1 protein-coding gene is annotated in these 1,270 nt (G+C 63.5%); it reads right to left on the bottom strand.

Features of this window, described 5'->3' with window-relative positions; all coding sequences use genetic code 11:
* Positions 1 to 1,243, bottom strand: a 1,243-nt coding sequence (locus ACWEH3_RS36150) for a group II intron reverse transcriptase/maturase (RefSeq protein ID WP_450026980.1), incomplete at its 3' end; no start/stop codon positions are given.
* Between the last annotated feature and the right edge of the window lie 27 nt (positions 1,244 to 1,270).

Here is a 1,270-nt window from a genome sequence, read left to right as displayed (position 1 = left end):
CCGAGTGAAGTGGGCCGCCGACGAGGTGCCCGTGGCTCGGGTCCTTTTCCGACGGCCTCTTCCCGAACCGGACAGGCGGGGTTTCCCCGCATCCGGCTCTCCAGTGTTCTATTTCCGGGTGGTGGCAGTGGCCCGTCCAGCGTGGATGTCCTGGCGGCAGGGTGCGGCAGACGACCAGAGTCTTGCGTCGCCGTTTGGCCATCAGGCGAATCCATGCTGGGCGGTCGGGCCGCCCTGGCTTGTCGAGGTCGGCGAGTTTGCGCACGTGATGGACTTGTAGTCCGGTGGGCGACTCGCAGAGCTCGCACTTTTCGGCAAGGAGACGGTGGATCAGCTCGTTGCGGTTGGCGGTGGCCAGGGGCGGGTTTCGATCGACAATGATTGCGGTGCGTTGCCGTGCGAGCGGGATGCCGCCGAAGCGGGCGATCAGCGCTTTCCTGTCCTCGCGTGCGACGGTGACCTGGAAGCAGGTCCGGGGTCCGTCACCGGTGTCGATGGTCGTCTTGTATTTGCGGGCCATCTTGGTGACGGTGGACTTGTGCTTGCCGGCCAGGGTCTTGAGCATCGAGGTTTCCATGACCCACTGCAACCGCTGCAAACGGAAGATGTCCTGGGCCATCAGGTAGTACTGGACGAACCCGCGGTATTCGGACCCGTATGTGGCGACGATGGTGAAGTCGTCGTCGAACAACAGCGGCCCGCGTTGCGCGGGTTTGCCTTTGCTCATGTAGCGGGCGCATCGTTCCCGGATCACGGTCTTGGGCACGAACAGGCCGATCGCGCCGTTGACTGCTCGACGGTGTCGAGTGATCTTGTCATCGGCGTGTTGGGTCCTGATCTCGTAGCCGAGGAACCGCGCCGCCTGGCTGGTGGCGTGGGTGATCAACGTCTTGGGTTCGGACAGTTCCAGCTCGAGTTCCTCGCGCAAGAACGCCCTGATCTTCGACTTGATCTGTTCGGCTTCGTGTTTGGGACCGGCGAACCCGAGCAGGAAGTCGTCGCAGTAGCGGACATCACGCAGCCGCCGGTATCCGGGATCATTGGGGTCCTGGCTGGGCAGGGTGCGGCGTTCCGACCGGAGCCGACGCACCGCCTCCCGGTTGCCGTGCCGGGTTTCCCGCGCGATCTCGTTAGTGACCTGCTGGTATGCCGGGTTGCTGCGACGACGTGTGCCCTGGGTGTATTCCGGTATCAATTGCTGTTCCACGAACCGGTCGAGTCGATCCAGATAGATGTTGGACATGACGGGCGATGCGATACCGCCTTGTGG

Source organism: Nocardia sp. NPDC004718 (assembly GCF_053601535.1).
This window is presented reverse-complemented; position numbering and strand designations above follow the sequence as displayed.